Consider the following 22848-nt stretch of genomic DNA (forward strand, 5'->3'; position numbering starts at 1 on the left):
GGGGCTCCAAATGGGGCCCCTCAAGCAGCACTCCATTATTCCCTCCCGTTTTTGATTCATATTCTGCAAGGCCTCGGTCAACCATGACCCAACGACGAAATCTTCGCCGACGCGGCAGTTCTTCGACGCAACCTCGCCGTTTGCACCACCAAACACTCGAGCGACGCGAATTGCTCGCGGCGGAAATCATCAGCGGGCCTCGGTTGGTCAGCGTGGCGGCAAACACTGGGTCGCAGTTCGACCTGAACGACAACAACGTTCTGTCGGTGGCCCCTTCCGAGTTGACGTTCCGTTTCGATGGCGGTTCGCAAGTCGACGGCAACACGCTGGATGGAATTCGTTTTGTTGCTGCGGGCGGGGACGGAACGTTTGACAGCGAAGACTTCAACGATCCGATTCAACCTGGATTCCTGGGCTTTGAAGGCGATCAAAGCGGCGGCCGAGTTGTGGTGGCTCGTTTTGCTGAAACCCTGGCAGACGATCGCTACCGCATTGTCATCTCGGGTTACGACGACACGACGACCGGTGTGGTTGCGTTGCGAGATGCATCGGGACAAGCGGTCACACCCGCAGTACCAGACGATCCGCAACGTCCCGCGGTGAACATCGATTTCGAGATTGAAGTCGGACCCAAGGTGGTGGCTGTTGTCCCGCAACCAATCACGCTCAATGGCACCTCGCGCGTCCAAGCTCGTGATCAAGTTCACGTGTACTTCAACGACGATCCATTGTCCAATCTCAACGCGGGTGTGGTTCGATCAACCGATACGGTTTTGCTGCCGGTCGTCAATCCAGATTTTTACAAACTGATCTTCACCAACGACACGGTTGAGAACACTGACGATCCGGTCTACGCACCGACGCTCGTCGAATACGATCCGGCTCTCAATCGTGCCACGCTGACGTTCGATTCAGACCTGTCAGAATTGCCCGATGTTGTGAACGGCGGCGACACACTGCTCGGCCCCCAATCCAACAGCGGTAGCGGGACATTCCGCTTGCGAATCGGACGTGGCGATGCCATTCCAGCGTCTCCTTCGGACGTCACTGCATTGGAACTGCCCGATACGTTCAGCGATGCGCAAGCTCTCGGAACCAACTTCGGAGGCGGATCTCAAAGTGTTCTGGTCGATGGCGGTCTGATTCAATCGACCACCGACGTAATCCCTAACTGGCCAGGCGCATTCGATGCCGCTGGTCTTCGCGATTACGCTCGCGAAGCTCAATTGACCCAGCAAATCGATACCACCACCGGTATCAACATCTACCCGTACAACTTCGCTGAACTGTACGGCACAGGTACCCAAGGGCAAAAGCTTTCCAACGCAATCACGGAAGCACAGAAGCAGCGTGTTCGCGAAGTCTTGGATCTCTATTCCAAACGAATGGGCGTCCAGTTCGTTGAGACCGAAGACAGCGGACTTCAATTCGTCACAGGTGATTTGCAAGCGGTTGTTTTGACCGCTGACACCGGTGCAGGCGAAGGCACTCCGTACAGTTTGTACCGAGTCAACGAGAAAGATCCATCTCGTGGTGTCTTGGTCATGGACGCCGGTGAACCGTGGTTCGATGGCTACGGTTTGTCGCCTGACAATCGCCCCAGCTGGTTCGTAGAAGCCCTCCGAGGCGTTGGCAATGTCATCGGAATCGGTGATTTGTTTGAACAACCCGATGGTGTCGCCGCGGGTGGATCTAGCCCCGACGAACCCAATTCGGAATTCTTCAGTGACTTCGCTGGCAACTCGTTTCCCAACCTGCCGACCGAGCCAGAATTCCTCAGTCAAAGTGACATCACGCTGGGTCAGGCGTTGCATCGTCCCGAGAGCGACGATGTCGACTTCTACTCTTTCAGTGTCACGGAGACCGGTCGCATCACCGCGGAAACTTTCGCACAGCGACTGGATGACAGCAGTCTGTTGGACACACTCGTCAAACTGTACCGCGTCGTTCCCGCTTCCGGATCAAACCCGATCACGTACGAATTGGTCGCTTCGAACGACGACTTCTTCAGCAATGATTCGCTGGTGTCCGTCGACGTCAGCGCCGGCGATTACGTTCTCGGTGTCAGCAGCACTGGCAACGATGCCTACAACGGCGAAGTCGAAGGCAGCGCACTTGGTGGCCGTACCGAAGGCACTTATCAACTGCGTGTCACGTTCAAACCTGACAGTAACAACACGATCACTGATACCGCCGGCTCGCGACTGGACGGAGATGCAGATGGCGTCGAAGGCGGCGAATTCAACTTCTGGTTCCGAACGGCCCGCGAAGTATCGGCTGCCGATGAACCTCGCGTCCTGTACGTGCTGAAAGATGCCGATGGGGACGACACGAACGATGGTAGTTTTGCCACACCTCTGCGCACGATCGACCGTGCTTTCGAATTGTCGCGTCCCGGTGACATCGTCCGCTTGCTCCCAAGTGCAGGTGCTGACAATCTGATCTCCACGGTTGAAGACAACCCCGCCTACGAGATCGGTCGTGGTGGAACAGGTGACCGGGCCCTCGAAGATGGCGACGTCTTCGAAGTTCCCAAAGGTGTCACCGTCATGGTTGACGCGGGTGCGATTCTAAAACTGCGCACCGCCAAAATCAGCGTCGGTAGTGAATCGGTCGACGAAGATCGATCGCTGGCCGCCCTTCAAGTCTTGGGGACTCCGGTTCTTGTCGATTCCAACGGAGTCGCAACCGATGGCGGTGAAGTCTTCTTCACCAGCTTTGACGACCCCACCATCGGCATCGATAACAACCCACTACCAACGGTCCCATCGACCGGTCACTGGGCCGGCGTCGAATTCCGCAACGACTTCGACTTTGCCGAAGGACGTCCTGTTTGGGAGACCGAAGGGATCTTCCTGGACTACGTCTCGCACGCCAACATGCAATACGGTGGCGGCAAAATTGACACCAACGCGCCGGTTGTGACGCCTCTGCAAATGCACGAGAGTCGCCCAACGTTGATCTACAACACGATCATGAACAGCGCCGATGCCGCCATCAGCGCTGACCCTGACAGCTTCCGCGAAACCAACTTTCATTCGCCTCGCTATCAATCGGTAGCCTCCTTTACCAGCGACTACGGACGAGTCGGACCTGAAATCGCTGGCAACACGCTGATCAACAACACGATCAACGCGTTGTTTGTACGTGTGGACACGCCCGCCGCCGGCCAACTGCAACCGATGACCGTCAGTGGTCGTTTCGATGATCATGACATCGTTCACGCCATTAGCGAAGTGCTGACCATCGAGGGCAACCCCGGCGGTCCATTGCTGTTGGAAGATCGACCGGATGTCCTCAGCGTCACGGTGCAAACCTCGACCGCCGGCGGTTCGCTGGCGGATGGGTTGTACGACTATGTCATGACCTACGTCACCGAAGATGGAAATGAGTCTTTGGTCAGTTTGGCGACACGATCGGTGTCGTCGACAACCGGCGCGGTCCGCTTGAGCAATTTGCCATCGGCTCCGTCTGAATTTGCCGGTCGTAATTTGTATCGTCGCGATCTGTCCGCTCCCGTTGGTGTCATCCGCTATGAATTAGTGACCCAATTGGATCGTCGCGCAACGTTCTATCTCGATGACGGAACAACTCGAGGTGGTATTCTCGCCGGCGAGCAAAGCCCGGACCTGGGCGGTATCACGACCAACACAGTTCCTGGGTTGGTTGGAATCAGCGAATTGGTTGAGAATCAAGCCTACGATTACCGCATGACGTTTGTGGATCCGTACGGTGGTGAATCGCGTGCAAGCGCTGCCAGTGCGATGCAAGTTGTTTCTCGCAACGATGGAATCTTCCTCGACGACTTGCCGCCGACTGCCGAGGGTTTTGTTGGCCGCAACCTCTATCGATCGACACCAATCACAGGTGAATATGTCCTCGTTGCACGATTGATGCTGGATGAGACCAGCTTCCAGGACAATGGACTGACGTCGTTCTCCGCAACGTCGTTGCTTGGCGAAACCTTGGGTAACGACGCCGATGGCGGAACCAAATTGTTACCACGCTACGACGCGCGTTTGACGATCGATCCAGGCATCATCGTGAAATCCGAGTCAGCCCGAATTGAGGCCACCTTCGGCGCTGATTTCTATGCGGAAGGAAACGATGGCAACAAAGTCATCTTCACTTCGCGATCGGATGACACCTACGGTGCTGGCGGAACATTCGACAGCAACAACAATGGTGCGAGCACGGGTACGCCGGGCGATTGGGGTGGTTTGATCTTCCGCCAAGACACGACGGCCAGCCTTGATTTCGCCGAAGTTCGTTTCGGTGGCGGCACCAGTCCTGTCGAAGGTGGCTTCACCGAATTCAACGCCTTAGAAATCCTTCAGGCCGACGTGCGTGTTGCCAACTCAACATTCACTCGCAACGCCGATGGATTCGCCAGCACCAGCACACGCGAAGGCCGTGGCTTCAATGACGAGTCCGTCATCTTTGTTCGCGGCAGCCAACCTGTCATTCTGAACAACGTGATCGCGGACAACGAAGGTGCCGCGATCAGCATCAATCCCGATGCGCTGAACTTCGATGATGTATTGGACACCGGTCGCTCGACTGGTTCTAGCAGCATCATCGCGACGGACTTGGACAACCAAGGACCGCTGATCGCGGGCAACATGTTGGACCTCAACACGCTGAATGGATTGCGTGTCCGCAGTGAGGTCATCACCACCGACAGCGTTTGGGACGACACCGATATCGTCCATATCGTCGAAGGTTCCGTGGTCTCAATGACCAACCACTTCTACGGTGCTCTGCGACTGAAGAGCGATGTGGGTCAAAGCCTTGTCGTCAAGTTTGGACCGAACGGAACTTTGGTCGGCAGCGGACGTCCTCTGGATATCACGGATCGCATCGGTGGCACACTGCAAGTCATCGGAACACCTGGCAACCCCGTTGTGTTGACCAGTTTGAACGATGTGACAGTCGGTGCGGGGTACACACCCGATGGTCGTGCTTTGCTGCAAACCGCGGCCAACGCCACCGATCCAGCCGCAGGCGATTGGCAAGGACTGCAACTAGAAGCCTATGTCAACGATCGCAACGTTGCATACGTTCTGGAAAACGAACGAGCGTTGGCGTCCGACATCACCATCAATGCCACACCTGACGACGCCCAAGTCATCGGTGACCTCGCAGAGCACGAATACGCGGGCGATGAAAATGAACGTCTCGGCTTCAACGTTCGCGGCACCTTGGCCACGCCGCAAGACCAAGACGTGTATCGCTTCACGGCCACCGGTGGAACCGAACTGTTCATCGACATCGATGAAACATCCTTCGGTTTGGATACCGTCGTGGAATTGATCAATGTCAACGAAGACGTGGTCGCCAGCAGCAACAACAGTTTCTCGGAGCTCACCGACGCGGAAGTCTCGACGACCGACCAAACCAAACTGTACGCCAACCCGAATCTCCCCAACGGTGTATCGGTTGATGACGTGCGACCGCTTTACCAATTGGGAACAGGTTCCGTTGAGTCACCGAACGCACTGGATGCTGGATTCCGAGTCGTCCTGCCAGGTGACACGCAGCGTGACAACACCTACTACGTTCGCGTTCGCACTCTGAATCAAAAGACCGATGGTCAGTACCAACTGTCATTGCGACTGCGTGAAACGGATGAAACGGCTGGTTCAACGGTTCAACTGGCTGACATTCGATACGCCACCGATGCGATCGCGGTCACCGGTGCTCCATTGCATTCGCCGCTTGCGGGCGATGTCGGTGAAGAAGTTCGCTACATCGATCCAACTCCAGCGAACCGCAACAGTGGCGATGAGCAAACGCTCGAAACCGAAAACAACCGTCTCGGATTCACCACTGGAAACGCTCAGACAGTGGGCAACCTGCTGACATCCGATCGCGGGTCGTTGGTCATCACTGGTGAAATCGGCAACATCGATTCGACCAACTTGGATGTTCGCATCGAAGACGTCGACGTGTACCGAGTGGACTTGTTCGCACAACAAATTTCACCGGACGTTTTTGACAGCGAAAACCGATTTGTCACCACGACCTTTGACATTGACTACGCCGATGCATTGGGCCGAGTCAACTCAACGATCTCGGTTTACAACGCAGCAGGTCAGTTGATCCTGCACAGTCGAGATTCGAACATTGCCGACGACCAAGGTAGTCCGCTCAACGGTGTCGACATGTCGAACCTCGACGCTGGCTCCGCTGGTGTTTTGGATGCTTACATCGGCCCGGTCCAACTTCCCGAGGGCACTTACTACGTTGCCGTTTCTGGTGAAGTGGCAGTTCCTGAATCCCTGGATCAATTCTTCAATCCCGATTCGGCCAACCCGCTGACTCGATTGATGCCGATCAATTCCGTCCGCCGGATTGCAGAGGACCGTCTGGAAGTCAGCAGCACCATTGCCGACGGGGACGAATTTCGGTCCATCGAAAGCCGATTCCTTGATTACACCGCCGAAGCTCCCATTGTCGAACCGATCTTCGACTCGGCCTCGGTCGTGCCGTATTCGTTCGACGACATCCGCTTGTTTGTGTCGCTGGACGGCTCAATTTCAGGCAACAACAACAGCGTGCTCGTCAGCGTCAACCCATTCAACGGTCAAGTGGACCGTTTGATCGGTCAATCTGGCCAGCCAACTGGCGACCTTGCGATTCGTCGCGATGGGGAATTGTTCTCGTATAGCCTTGGACCGCAGAGCGGCCCGGAAAACAACGGCAACGTTGGTAACTTCCTGAACATCAGCCCGTTCGATGGTGCAGCGAGCAACGTCGGCGACGACGGGGTCTCCTACTTGCGGAATAACCAAGCGGGGGCGGATCTGGAAGCGGACCCCAACGCTCAACTCGACATCAACGCGATGGCGTTCCAGGCTGGGCCAACCGGAACCAGCATCAACACATCCGCTGTCAGCGACAACGAACGCTTCTTCTTGGTTGGCGAGCGTGACAACAACGGTCGTGGCGAGATCCCCGATGAGTTGACCCGCAACATTTTGTACCAAGCTGTTGCTTCAAACGGTCAAATCACTTCGCTCGGTAGCACCGACACGGACGCACACCGCAACTTCGATGGAACGATTCCCTATCGTCCGTTCTATGGCACCACTTCGGCAGACGTTGAACACGGTGTGATCGACACTGGTTTCATTTATGACACCGGTGGAGACGGTGGTGACATCACAGGTTTGGCCTACATCCCCGGTGGACTGGGCAATCAGACATTGCTGGCCACGACCGACCTCGGCGGCATTCACTCGTTTAATCCCAACGACACGATTCCTGCACCACAGGACAACGTGGAATTGACGGGTTACAACCGCGTGATTCAGACGACCTACTACGGACGAGTGGTTGCAGATTCCAATCACACCGGCGCCCCGTTCGACTTCACTACTGGCGAACAGTATCCAGTCTTCGAAAGCATGACGTTTGGCCCACAAACGGTCGAAAACGGTCGACTGCAACAAATTGTCTTCGCTGCCACTGACGATGGTTGGTTGTACGCGTTGCAATTGGATGGACAATCGATCAAACCGGCCAACGTCTTTTACAACGGCCGATCAGCCATCGAGATGCAATTCTCCAGTGGACTTTCCGTCGGCGATGGCGCACGGGAAGTGACTGGGATTGCTTTCAGCAACTTGCAAAATAACCCTTGGCACATCACCACGGACCGTCGAGATGATGATGGCCACGGGTTGTTCTTCGATGATTCTCAAACTCGAATCGACACGACCGGTGGTGCGAGCCTTTACTACGGCTTCGAGGTCACCAGTGATGCCGCGGACAACACCATCGCTCGCGCCGATGGCGACGCTCTGGGACAAATTGCTCCCGGCGGAAGTCAAGGATCGGTTGTCTCTCGTCCGTTTGACTTGAGTGAAATCAACCCCGCTGATAAACCGACGTTGTACTTCAGCTACTTCATCGACGTCGAAGCAGACGATGACTACACACGCACCCGTGACCAAAGCGATTCCTTCCGTGTCTTTGGCGCTGGCGACGATGGCGAATGGAAGTTGTTGGCAACCAACAACAACTACCGTGAACTGGCATTCTACGACGAGTATGACTACTTCAACGAAACCGGCGTCGTCGTTCAGGAAATCTTCGACGACGGCAACGATTGGCGTCAAGCTCGCATCGATGTCTCACCACTAGCCGGCAGCGAGAACGTTCAAATTCGATTTGACTTCTCCACCTCGGGCTCGATGCGCACCCACTTTGGGTCCATCAATGTTTCCGGAACCGCTGGCAAAAACTTGGTCGATGGCGAAGTCATTTCCTTCCTCGACAACGATATTTTCACGGACTTCTCGGTTGCTATCCAAGATCCAGATCTCTTTGACGCCTACACGTCACTGAACAGCCTTCAGTACAGCTACCTGTACGAAACGGTCCTGGGTCGCGACGTCGTCTTCCCATCCGGAGCCGACCTGGAAATTGGTGATCAAATCGCTGTCACAGGACCGAATGGTCCGACAATCATCACCTTCACAACCGCCCCATCGTCGACCCCCAAACCACTGAACGAAGTCATTTTCGACGTCGGCATGACCGCCGATGACGTCGCTCGTGCAGTCGTTGCATCAGTGGACACGTCGTTGGCTCCGTACTTTGAAAGTGATGGAAAGGTCAGCTTCCGTGGCGCCAGCGATGTTTTGGTTGACGCCAATATTGCTGCGGGACAATCCAACCCAACTGATATCGACACCACCGCGACTCGTGTCATTGTACCAACCGAAGCCACCTTCGAAGTCGGTGAACAAATCTTGGTCACCGGGCCGGACGGAATTGTCACGACACTGACTTACACGAATGTCGACAATTCCATTCCTCCGAACACATTTGTGGCGGGTGAAATTTACGTCGATCCATTCGACACCAAGCAAGCCATCGCAGCGAAAATCGTCGAGCAACTGCCGACCAACACGCAAGCTTACGTCGATTCATCGGGAGACATCGTCTTCCTTGACCCAAACACGGACGCAGATTTCATTGCTGCACCGACAGCGATCACCATTGTTGAAGAAGCAGCTAACGAAGCTCGCATCGAAGTTCAGATTCCCAACGGCGCTTCGATCGCAGACGGTGAGCAAATCACATTTGTTGACACGGACGGCGCGAGCTACACGATCCAATTCGCAGACAGTGGCTTGCCTGATTTGATTGGCGATCAAATCATCCCATTCTCGGATGACAATGCCGGCACGGCAGGATCAACGCTCGCACGTCGGATCCTTCAAGACTTGCCGACGAACTTCAGCGCCGTGGTCAACGGCAACACGCTGTCAGTTGCGGCAAACAGCGTCACGCCGAGTAGCGGCACCACTTCGATCACCGTGGCACCAGTCACGGAAACCGACGTCATCTGGGACTTCAACATACCTTCCGGTGATTTGTTGCATCACGGTGAGGAAATCACCATCTTCGGCGGGTTCCAAACGACCACCATCACGTTCGTCCGTGAAGGCCTGAGTGTTGCCAACCCTGGTGAAATCCAGATTTACTTCAACCGATTGTCAACGCCCGATGAGTTGGGCTCCGACATCGTGTTGGCCCTCAACGAAATCTCCAACAACTTCCAAGCGTACCTCGACCAGAACGCAGACGGGTTCCGTTTGGCGGGCAATGTGGCGTTCGCCTTCCTCGATTCTGCCACCACGGCAACAACGCTGGCTGAATCGTCGATCGAAACGTATGCGATCCCGATCACATTGCCCAAGGGCAGCGAGATCATCCCCGGTGAATCCTTCACTGTTTTCCGCAAAGACGATCCGTTCTCGCTTAACTCGCAAACCTACACGTTCGTCACGACACCACCGGCAAACCAGTTTGAAATCTTCTATGACGTCAACGACACTGCCGATGCTCTCGCACGCCGGGTGGTTGCGGCCATCGACAGCGAATTGCAAGGCGTCATTGTCAACGAGCGTGAAGTTCATCTGCTGAACGCAAAGTCGGTCGAACTTTCCGACACCGATTCCTTGGTGGTGTCATTCGCGACCGTGGTGAACCCTGATGTGAATGCTCCGTTCGACACGCGTCCGACTCCAATTCAAGTCACGGTCAATCAGACCGGAAACGAAGTCGCCGAACAAATGCGAAAAGCTTTCGCTGAAGGCTTCGGACGAATGGCGTCAGTCGCCACTGGCTTCGACGAAATCGCAGCTTCGGATCAGTATCCGATTTATGGTGGCGATACGATCCGGTTGTACAACGCGATGGCAACTGACATCGGATCGTATGGAGTCTCCCAAATGGAAACATTCGTTGGGACGTCCATGCCTGGCGATGAGTTTGGGACCGGTGAATCGTCGGCATACGCAACGAACCAAATCCGGACCGCTGGTGCCGCCACCAACCAAGTCGAAGGTGTCTACATCGACGACATCATCATCGGCTTGGCTGAACGTGGCGAAATGGTCGTCAACGCGCCCGTCAACAACACAAACTATGTGTTCGACCCAGCAATCTTGCCTGATTCACACCCGCAATCAGTTCAGCCAGAACGCCAAAATGAAACGTTGGTCGGTCCCTATTCGTTGGAGATCCGTACCGCGGATGATTACGGAGTCCCACAGGACTACGATCCAATCAACTTGGTACTGAATGAACAAATCAGCTCAGGTCGCTCATTCGATTCCAACGACCGTTTGGCCGACGGAGCTGTCACCCTGATCGCTCCCGCTGGATTCACGCTGATTGACGTCGGCACCAGCCTGGACTCGACCGTTACCGAAAGTGATACGTTTGTCCTGGATGATGGCACCCGGCAACTGACTTTCGAATTCGATAGCATTCTCGATAGCAATGGTGTCGAAACCGGAAACGTTCGCGTGCCGTTCGACCCGAGTGGTACCGACCCTGCCGACGTGGCAAGAGCGATTCGCGACGCAATCAACTCACCGCAAGTGCAAAACGTTCTCGCAATCACAGCGGCAACGTCCGACAGTGCGGAACAAGGTGTTTCCAGTTCGTCGCGAGTTGAATTGTTCGGCAATGCCATTACGCTCAACCCCAGCGGTGGTCGTTTCATCAAGATGGACTTGGTCGCGGAAGAAACGTCCGCTGGCATCGCAACGAGTCGCCGGATTGCAGTCGTCGATCACGACGAAGACACCGTTGATTACGTCAACTTCTTCGACCAACTCGCTCAGTCTTCTGTCACCGGCTTCGTCAATGGAGACGTGGACACCTTCGTTGGCATCGGAAAGATTGGCGACGCGGTCAACCTTGGCGTCTCTCCAAACAACATTGTTGACGACCTAATCGTCCTTCCCTCTGACCCATTGAATGACACGGACTCCGTCCGCATCTATCTCTCAGCCGGTCAATCGATTGACATCGATGTGGATTCGCTCGGATTCACGAAGGCGGGTGACGCCCTTGAATTGCCCGTGATTTCGGTTCTGAATGCTGGTGCCAACTTTGACATCAATGCGAACTTCCTTGGGCTTTCTGGTTTTGTTCCAACAACCGCCCCCGGAGAAACGATCGGCGGCGCTTTCCTGAACTTCACCGCACCAACCAATGGTTTCTACGATGTTGTCGTGAGCAACAGTGCTGTGTTTGGAGGAGCCCCCATCAGCGTGACGGATCAACAGTTTGGTGAGTACCAACTGACCATCCGACCCAACGCCGATGCCTCGGCACGAGTCCCTGACCGCGACGTTCTGATGGTGGATTATCAATTCGGAATCACCGATGTGAACCGAACCGATGATCAAGGCCAGATCATCATCAGCAGCAACTTCATCTCCAACTCGGCCAACTACGGCATCTCGGCGACGTTGGGCGACCGTGGTCAAGGAAACACGACCAACGGTGCAACCCAAGACACGCTGCCAGGCTCCGCTCGCTTGCTCCGCAACGAGAACCCAACCGGATTGATTCCCGGTGCGGTCATCATCAACAACGTCGTGTCCAACTCGGGCACCGGTGGCATTCTGTTCGGCGGCGGAACCTTCGACGATGGCGAAAGCCCCGCACCGAACCTGTTCGGACGCATCGTCAACAACACGGTTGTCAACACTGGCGGTGGCGACGGCATCACAGTTGATGGACGTGCCAACCCAACCCTGCTCAACAATGTCATCTCTGGATTCGACGTTGGAATCCAAGTCGACACGACGACCTCTGGGAACACCGTCGTTGGCGGCAACGCCTTCCACGAAAACGGCACCGACTCGACGTTGCCGATTGCCAGTTCGTCAATTGTCATTGCTGATGGAACCGCGTTGTTCCAAGACCCATCACGGTCGTTGTACATCCCGGTTGAGAACAGCCCGGTCATCGACAGCTCGTTTGCTTCGTTGCCGGATCGCAATAGTTTCTTCAACACGGTCAAGAATCCCGTCGGCATTTCCGCCTCGCCAATCATTGCTCCCGCGTTTGACGCTTATGGCCAACCGCGAGTCGATGGTCAATCCAGTGGTTCCGGTGGTGCAGGTGCCAATGTCTTCATCGACCGCGGTGCGTTGGACCGTGCCGATGATGGCCGCCCAGTCGCATTGTTGATCAACCCATTCGATGCGGATGGTGTCGAAGCGGCGGCTCAAAACGTAACGTCGGGCGACACCGACCCGGGCAGCTCATTCGTTCGCTTGACGAACACCGAGCAAACCGTCGAATTCTTCGAAATTCAATTGGTGGATCCCTCGGGCACCGGTCCTGATCCTGACACCATCACCGTCGATTCGGTTTTACTGACTGAAAATGGACGGCGTTTGTTGCCCGATCGTGACTTCACTTTCGGCTACAGCGCGAACAGCCGCACGATTCGCCTAACGCCTTTGGCAGGCCTTTGGCGTCAAGACGCTGTCTACGAAATCACTTTGAACAATCAACCGCGAATTGCGTTTGATACTGTCAGTGGCGATCAGATTTCGGACGGCGATCAAGTCACCGTTGTGGATGCAGCCGGTCGACCGACCGTCTTCGAATTCGAAAGCGGCATCTCAGTCACTGTCCCACAAACATCCACGCTCACGATCTTGGACGTCACCAGCGGTTTTAATGACCGAGATGTGTTCACGATCACTGCACCGGATGGAACCAGCCAATCGTTTGAGATCAACCTCACCGGTTCGACCGCTGCTGGTAACGTTGCGGTTGAATTGGCCGGTGTCGGAAACATCGCAGACATTCGCGATCAGATCCTCGCCGCGATCAACTCCGTCCACGCGGGCTCCGGTCAAACCCACGCTCAGCGATTGGACTTGGCCCCGGTCGCCATTGGTTTCGATTCGATCCAACTCGGAACGCTCTCCGGTCACACAGTGACTCTGGGAACCGGTGGCTCCACCGTCGCGGGAATGGAACTCAATGGCACAACGGACGGTGTCGAGTCAGGGCAGAGCTTCCTGTACACGAACAATGGAACGACGGTTGAGTTTGTCTTCGATGACAGCAACTCGTTCGTTGAAACCGAAACCATGCGTCAGGTGCCGATCGCTCGCACCAGCACTCCGGATGAGATTGCACAGGCGATCGTCACCGCTGTCGGCGACGTAACGCTCGGCCTGGATTCAGCTCAGGTCACCGGCGATGGTAGCGTCCTGCTCGGTGGACTCGCTTCGGATGTTTTGGACATCACCAACTCGCAGCTATCCCGCTCCGGCATGCCTGGCGTTACCGAATCGTTGTCGCTGACGGTCCCGGCCGGACAAACCGGTGCCGACGTCGATGGCACGACGTTCACGTTGGATGTTGGCGGAGTTGCAACCACCTTCCGATTCACAACCGACGCGTCGCTCACCAGCCCGGATCGATTGATTTTGATTGGCGGTGGGGACGACGCCGCAGCCCTCGCAACCAAGGCGGCCGCTGTCGTCAGCGCGGTTTACCCAGACGAATTAGCTCCAGTCGTTTCGGGCAATTCGATTAAGCTTAACGAAGCTTCTTCGATCGTCCCGGCCGGTGAAGTACGCACGGTCACCACGATCAGCCCCGAAACCAGTGGGTTGGTTGTCAGTGGCATCAGCGGCGGTGCGGTTCCGGTTGAGTTCCTGCCTTCAGCAACATTCAGCGAAGCTTCGGTTGCTGCCACGCTGCAGCGAACGATCCTCAATGCCAACCTTGGCCTCGAGATTTTCGCTCCTGGTGGCGGTACGTTGCTGATCGATGGTGCCAACGCAGTCACAGCCCAGTTCACCCGTGATGGCGTTGTCGATGTCACCGGCCTGAGCATTCCAGCGGTATCGGACTTGGCCGGAAATCCAGTTCGCGAAACGCGAGTCAACGACGAAACGCGATTCACCATCATCATGCCCGAAGTTCGCTTCGACTTTGGTGATGCTCCTGCCAGCTATGCAACGTTGTTGGAAAGCCCTCTGAACAGCTCGATCCCCGGCAACGGTGCTCGGCACGCTGTGATCAGCGACGGAACATCCATTCAACTCGGTAGCAGCATCGACACCGAAGCGGATGGCACTCCGTCCAACTCGGCGACCAACGATGTCATCGGCGATGATGTCACGATTCCGATCTCGGCCAGCAGTGCTGCAGTGTCGGTTTCATTGTCGACCGACACGGACATCATCGACATCGAGATTACATCGATGCCGACCGTTCGCGACACGATCACGTTAGTCGTGGGTCCGCAATCGTTCACCTTCGAATTCCTGGATGCGGCAACCAACCCATCACCAGGGAACATCCCGGTTCTCTTCAACACTGGCAACTCGCTACGAGAAATCGAAATCGCGTTGTTAACAGCGATCCGTCCGCAACTCGACTTCACCGGTGGCGGAGTGGATGCACTGACCCATCCAACCAACGCCGAAGGAATTCGCGTTCGTGCCATCGATGATGAAGACGGTGTATCGATCGTTCGCTTCGACGATGGACTGAACTTCTTCCGTGTCTTCGGCGAACCTGGAGCGGGCGGACAAGTCCTCACGTCACTGAACGCCGATCAGGTTCTTGGTTTCCTCAACCCATTCGATGAAGCGGGCACTGACATCGCCGTTGACGTCGTCGGTGGTGGCTTGCTGAACGGCTGGATCGACTTCGACCGCAACGGTGTGTTCGATGACGATGAGCACGTGTTGTCGAACGTTCCCGTGACCACGGGCACGAACATCGTCAACGTCACAACGCCGTTGACCGTCGGTGGCTTGCCGTTTGACACGTGGGCTCGTTTCCGCGTGAACGACGCTGGCAACATTGGCCCCGATGGCGTTGCGATCGGCGGAGAAGTGGAAGACTACCTCGTCTCCGTCTTGCCAATTCCATTGCCCGAACCAGAGCCACGTTCCTACACGGCATTCGAAGACGCAACGCTTGATGTGGACGCGTCGCAAGGTTTGATCAGTGCCGCCAACCGTGCCGGTCAACTTTTGCCCGTTCGCTACTTCGTCGTGGATGAACCAACCAACGGAACACTCGAGATCGACACCGATGCAGGCGACGACCTGAGTGGCAGTTTCCGTTACGTGCCCGACCCTGACTTCTATGGGATCGACACGTTCACCTATCGTTTGTCGACGCAACAAAACCTTGGCAACATCGATTGCGATGTCGACGCTGGTGACCCGCCAGTTTGCGGAACCGTGACCGTCAACGTGGTCCCTGAAAATGATGCACCGGGTGCGACCGACCAATCGTTTGTGATGGTCGAAGCGACCGCGACTAACGGTGGTTCACCATTGACGATCTCTGCTGCGGAACTGATCGCCGGATCGACCCCCGATGCGGACGCTCAGTTCAACCTGGGATCCAGCACCGACGTGCAGGACGAACCGAACCAAACCGTGTTTGTGCATTCGATCACGGCCGGCGGAACGACCATCAACAAGGACAACCGCTTCGCAGAAGCCAGCACGCCAGAAGGTGGCAAGCTGACCGCGACGTTCAACCCAACGAACGAGTGGATCACCGAGATCACTTACACGCCTGCTGCTGATTTCAACAGCGACAATGGAACGGTTGCGGGTGGTTTGTCAGTCGACGCGTTCACATTCACGTTGATCGACAACGGCATCTCTGAATTGCCATCCGATTTGGAAACCAACCTGAATGCTTCGCTCAGCCAAGCTGAACGCGACGTGCTCGGAATTGCCAACGGCGTTCGTGACCAGTTCGATGCAATCGGACCAATCTCACAACCCGCCACGGCTCGCATTCGTGTCACGCCTCAGAACGACGCTCCTGTTTTGGCCGCCGATTACGTTGGCTTGACCGATGCAAACGGCAATGCGAACACGGACTACACCGGCTTCTTCACCGGTGCGGTCCCGACGCCAACCGAAGACACTGTCTTGGTCTTCCCAACGGCGTACTTGACTCGCAACGACATGGCTGGTCCGACCGATGCCACCGACGAAAACTCGGGCACCAACAACAATGACGCACCTGTCGTTGTCACCGCGGTCGCATTGGTTGATCCAACCCAAGGCACGTTGACCCTCGATCCGAACACGAACGAGGTCACTTTCTTGCCAGCACCGGACGTGTACGGCGAAATCGAGTTCACCTACACCGCCACGGACAACGGCATCAACGAAGACACGTCAGTCGGCGATGTCAGCGACGATACGGATCGAGGCAATCGCAATCCTGCGGGAATCTCTGTCACGCAGTCGGCGACGATCTTTGTCGAACCGGTCAACGATGCTCCAGTTGCCTACGATCGCTTTGCGACCACGGTTGAAGACACACCACTGACAATCAGCGACGTGATGTTGCTCGACGGTGTGAACGTGACCCCATCGGCCATCGTGGCCACGACATCGGCCGTCACTATGGCCGACGCGGATCAACTGCGAGACGGTGAGACTTTGATCGTCACCGCCGGCAACGGACGCCGCGTGGTGGTCGAATTCAACACGACCGGAATCGCTTCCATCGGCTCGGACCGTGTCGTTCAGTTCGCCGACGGTGAGACCGCCGACGTACTTGCGACTCGCCTCGAATTGACGCTGCGTTCGCTCGGATTCGGCGGGACCGTTTCGGGTGCGACAGTGAACTTCGACGCCTCTGGTCAACTCTCGTTTGTCGCTGGGCAGAACGCAGTCGTGGTCGATTCCGCTGCGGGCCGAATCACGGTTCCTGAGGGCGGGTTGATCGCCGATGGCGAGATCGTGACCGTCACGGATAACGCCGGCACACCAACTCGCTTCGCCTTCACCAAGACCGGATCGGTTTTGGTCTCGGGTGCGATCCCTGTTTCGATCAGTGACACCAGCACCGCCGAAGAAGCCGCAACGGCACTCGCGGACGCGATGTTGCTGGCTGGATTTGGTGCCGTCGAGACCGCTGGCACACAACAAGAGTTCCGCGTCCGAATGGACAGCGTGGCTTCAATCAGCGTCAACCGTGCCGGAGCCGGTTTGGTTCCCGACGGATCCGACGTCATCGTTCCTGCGGGAACCGGCATCCAAGCCGGCGATGCACTGATCGTCGAACTGCTCGACGGAACGCTGGTCGTTGCTGAGTTCCAAACAGGCACGACCTTGATCGACCCGAATGCGGTCCTCGTTCAATACTCGATGGGCGACACGCGTGCGGAAATCTCCGCCGCGTTGGAAGCCGCCTTGATCAGCCAAAGTGTGAACGCTCAGTCGGTCACGCTGACCTCATCGCAGATCGACACAGTCGACATTGTTTCAGTGGATCCAACCGGAACCGCGATCACGTTCAACGGGACCGACATCGTCCTGCCAGTCATCGGTGACTTGGTCAGCGGTGAAACGTTCTCGTTGACCGACGAAAACGGTGTTGTGCGTCGCATTGAGCTCAACACGACCGGCACGCTCACGGCGGGCAACGACGCGGTCGTCCAGTACGACGCCGCGGGATCCATCGACGACGTTGCAATCACTTTGGCGGATGTCCTGCGTACGCTGGACATCGGAGCAACTGCCAGTGGCAACAGTGTCACTTTGCTGACCTCCAACGCAATCACTGAATCGCTATCGCCGACCAGCATTGCCTTCAGCGGCACCAACATTTTGGTTCCGTCTGGCGATCGATTGATCGACGGAGAGCGATTTGAAATCACCGACAATGCTGGAACCACCCACGTCGTCGAGTTCAATCTGTCCGGTCAGCAAACGGCAGGTGCCAACGTCATCGTGCCATTCACGGTGGCGGACTCCTCCGACATCGTTGCGACGACCCTGCAAGAGCAACTGCGTGCCGCCGGTATTGGTGCTTTGGCCGACTCGTCCGCACTGGGCGTTCCCGCTGGCCAATCGCTTGTTTCGCTGCAACTGGTTTCCGCGATTCGCATGGGCGAATTGACCGATGCCAGTGGCATGTTCGACAACCGACTCGGTGCTCCGTTCAATGAAGACGAACAGAGCCTTCGAATTGTGTCGTTCTCGACGCCAGGTGGAAACGCGATCGAGATCAACTCGGTTCCCGCTGGTGCAACGACTGCGACCATCGACAGCGATGCCGGCGGAACGTACACGTTCACCGTCGAGACCATTCAAGTCGCGGGTCAAGATCGTCGCTACTTCAGCGGCGTCACATTCGATCCGGCTGAAAACTACAACAGTGAGCTTCCATTCGCTGCACGCGAATTGTTGCTGTACACGGTGGAAGACGATGCCTTCACCCGCATCACGTCACCGGCCCAAACGCGACAGGACATCAACGCGATTCGTCGCTCAGTCAATGCCGGAACGATCACAATCACCGTGGATCCGGTCAACGACGCTCCCGTCTTTAACAACGACCTCAGCACGGTCGATGTTTTGGAACGAGATGACCTGAGCACGACGACCGTCGAAGACTTCCTGACCGAGATCTTCTCAGCAACATCGACCGCATCGGACGAATTGCTGTCCCAGATCGTCACCGGATTCGAAGTCCGTTTGATCGCTGACCCGAATGGCGTGCTGGCCAGCCTCCCGGTTGTCAACTACGTCGGCGGCGACACAGAAGCTTCGCTGACCGTCGCACCGAACCCTGACAAAGTCGGCCAAGCTACGTTCGAACTTTATCCGGTCGAAAGTGGAATTGCTCCTTCGCAAATCCCTGCCACGACGTTCACAGTCAACGTCCGTCCAGTCAACGATGCTCCACGCATTCGAACGGGACTGACCGGCGACGCGGTGCCAAACGATCCAGACGAGGCCTACTCGATCTCCGGCATCACCGACACCGATGGCGATGGCTTCGACGATCAAGCAGTGATTCAGTACACGCTGCGTGAAGACAACACCCAGCCGACCGGCAGCAGCGATCCTGCGAACGCCGTCACGACGGGCAACTACTTCATCCCGCTCAGTCGTGCGATCCCGGAAGCTTTGGTCCAAGTTGGCTCGTACCAGCGAATCGGCTTGTTGGACATCTACACCGTCGGTGCGGACAACGAAGATCAATCGCTTAGCGTTGGCTTCCCAACCGGTGGCCCGCAACAACTCGAACTGTTCGACTTCCCCGATCGCACTGTCTTGGGCGGAACGCTGACGCCGAAATTCGAAGGCAACCTGTTGATCGGTCTGGAGTACACACCTCCCGTGGACTTCAACAACGCGATTGACCCAAGCACGCCGTTCGACTCCTTCGAGTTCGAAGTCCGTGATGACTTCCCCGGTGATGGCGAAACCTATTCCAGCGACACGGGAACGTTGGTTCAAGACCGTCGCACATCGACGTCGATCGTGCAGTTGAATCTGAACCCGGTCAACGACCGACCTCAATTCGTCGCGAATGATCTGTCCTACGAAGTCGCCGAAGATGGGGCTCCACAACGGATCAACAACTTCGCCGTCGGAATTGCCGCTGGCCCACCATTGAGTGCGTTTGATGAAGTCGACTTCATCAACGGCCAAGACGTTCGCTTCACCGTGAAGACGCTGTCCTTCCTGGATGATGAGTTGCAAGACTTCTTCATCGATGGTCCTGAGATCAGCGACAATGGCGTCCTGACCTTCCAACCTCAAGCGGATGTCTACGGCACGTTTGAGTTCGAAGTGGTCCTGACCGAAATCCTGCCTGGATCGAATCAGCAAGAGAACAGCACGCGAGGTGACCTGCGATCCTCTCTGCCGGTCACGCTGACCATTGATGTTCAACCGGTCAATGACCGCCCATTCATCAAACCGGAATTCAGCGCACCTGGAACAAACCCACTGGACTTCTCGTTGTCAGAAGACGGCACATTCGACGTGCTGGTCAACGGCGACGGAACTTCACCTGGATTGCTGGACGTGTTCGACGTTGGACCGGCCAACGAGTTGGCTGACAACACCCCAGGCGGCAACCAAACGCTGTCGTTGACCACGCCAATCCCCGTGACCACGGCAGAAGGCGGCACGCTGCAAAGTGTGACCGAAAACGGTGTCATCACTCGATTCACCTACACGCCTCGAGCCAACTTTGTCGGCACGGATAGCTTCATCTACACCGTCACTGACGACGGCGTCACCGTCCCGGTCGGCAACAACGGCCAACCGATCAACGAACCTCGTATCGCGTCGGGAACAGTCACGTTCGAAGTCTTCGCAGTCAACGACGCACCTCAATTCAGCGGTGCCGGCGATGTGACCAGCAATGAAGACCAAAACGATGGCGGCGGTCGCGGAAGTGTGGTGATTGAAAACTGGGCCACTAACGTTCAAGCCGGACCTCCCGGAGCGGACGATGAAATCGGCACCAATGCGGGTGGTCAACCACTTGAGTTCGAGATCATTCAAACCTCGAACAACCCTGAACTGTTTGACGTCGCACCAACTGCCTCGATCGATTCCGAAGGCAATGCGACTCTGACGTACGTGACTGCGGAAGACCTCAACGGATCAGCCACCTTCACGGTGCAGTTGTTCGATGAAGGACCAAACGATGCCGGCAATGGCGACATCAATGCGTCCACGATCCGAACGTTCACCATCACGGTGGACCCGGTCAACGACGCTCCGACCTTCACCGCTGGACCAACCGTTCGAGTTCAAGAAGACCGTGGCCCATACACCACTCAGTGGGCAACGAACATCTCACCTGGACCGATCGACGAATCCAACCAATCGGTTTCGTTCGAGGTCTCGACCGTTAACTCCGCCGACACCGCATTGTTCACTCAAGATGGACAACCTGCGATCTCGCCGGATGGCATCCTGACCTTCACACCTGCACTCAACGCCAATGGTGCGGTTGACTTGCAAGTCGTTGCTCGTGACAGCGAAGGATTGGCCGGAACGCCGATCACTCTGCGAGTGAACATCCAACCGGTCAATGACTTCCCCGCACCAGCACCGGATAGCTTCACGACCGATGAAGACACCATCCGTGTCATCAGTGCGGCTGAATTGCTGGCCAACGATGTTGATGTCGACTTGAACGACACCGACCCTGACGAGTTGCAAATCGTGATGAGCTCACCGCAGTTTTCACTGCGAGGTGCATTGGTGACCTTCGATCCAGTCACGCAAACGATCACGTATGACCCAACCGTCTCGAGCGAACTACAAGGGCTGAAACCAAGCTCCGCGCCGCTTAACGATTCGTTCAGCTACGCGGTTGCCGACCGGGCCGGTGCCAGTGCGACACCGATCCGAACCAGCAACTCGGTTTTGGTCAGCGTCAGTGTCACTGGTGTCAACGATGGTCCCGTGACCGAGCCCGATGTCCCAACTTTGCAAAGCCCCGGCAGCACCGTCATCCGGGTCTTGGACAACGATGTGGATGTCGATGGCGTCATCGACCCAAGCTCGCTGACCGTGACCAAGCAACCGGCGTTCGGTAGTGTGTCGATTGATCCTGTCGAAGGAACGATCACTTACACCCCGTTCACGAACTTCCCGGGCAACGATGAGTTCCGCTACATCGTCGCAGACGACGAAGGAGCCTTCAGCACGGAAGAAACCGTCACGATCAGCCCCAACGCTGCACCGGTCGGTCGCGACAGTGTTCGCTCAGGCTTCCTGAACGAAGCGATCACGATCGACATCAGCAACAACTTCACTGATGCGGATGGATTGGACTTCAGCTCGATTCAGATCGAACGCCAACCATTGGCGGGTGAAGTTCAGAACGTCGGTGATGGAACGCTGCGATATATCCCGGCGGCTGGCTACACGGGTCGCGACTCGTTCGATTACTCGATCGCTGACTCCGAAGGTCGTCGCAGTGGCCTGGCCACCGTGTCCCTGCAGGTTGTCATCAGTCGTCTCCAAAACCCAGATATGAACACCGACGTCAACGACGACGGCGAAGTCTCGGCGTTGGATGCACTGCTGATCATCAACCATCTCAACCGCTTCTCGTCTTTCCCATCGGACTACACACCGACTGTGGACGAAGACTTGGATGTGTCGCAAGGAGACAACGGTCGACCAAGTGCCTCGCAACCGGGACGTTACTACGACGTCAGTGGAGACCTTCGCATCAGTTCGCTGGATGCTCTGCAGGTCATCAATGAACTGAACCGACGTGACTCTGGCGGAAACGAAAGCGAACCGTTGGGTGAACCCATCGTGGCTTCGGCCAACGTTGAAGTGACCGGAGACGGTGTCGCGGCAGCGGTATCGACGTCCAATGTCAGCACGAACGGTTCGGCCTCGCCAGCCTCCGGTGAACCTTTGATCGAAGTCCTGTTCGAAAGTGACAAGGTCGTTGGACAAAGTTCGGCAGACGTGGGCGACGATGTTCTCGACAGCATCGCCTCGGCCAACTCCGATGGTGAAGAAGGCTCATCAAGCAGTGGTGAACGCAGCAAATCGCTGCAATCGGCGGTGGACGCCGCCATGGCGAAACTGCTGTAAAGCCCCATCAGCAATGACCTGGCAAACTCGTTGACGTTGACCTCAACGAGCCAATGCCAGACAATGTGTACGACCGGCTGAGATTGGGATTTTCCCGACCTCAGCCGGTTTTCGTATCACGATTCCATTGATTGCCACCTGAACC

1 protein-coding gene is annotated in these 22848 nt (G+C 56.4%); it reads left to right on the forward strand.

Annotated features, from left to right (window positions below; all coding sequences use genetic code 11):
• The first annotated feature begins 83 nt into the window (after window positions 1-83).
• Entirely contained in the window at window positions 84-22703 is a 22620-nt protein-coding gene (locus CEE69_RS07575; protein WP_099260104.1) for a tandem-95 repeat protein, read from the forward strand.
• Window positions 22704-22848: the final 145 nt, after the last annotated feature.

Origin of the sequence: Rhodopirellula bahusiensis, assembly GCF_002727185.1 — a bacterium.
Lineage (GTDB): Bacteria > Planctomycetota > Planctomycetia > Pirellulales > Pirellulaceae > Rhodopirellula > Rhodopirellula bahusiensis.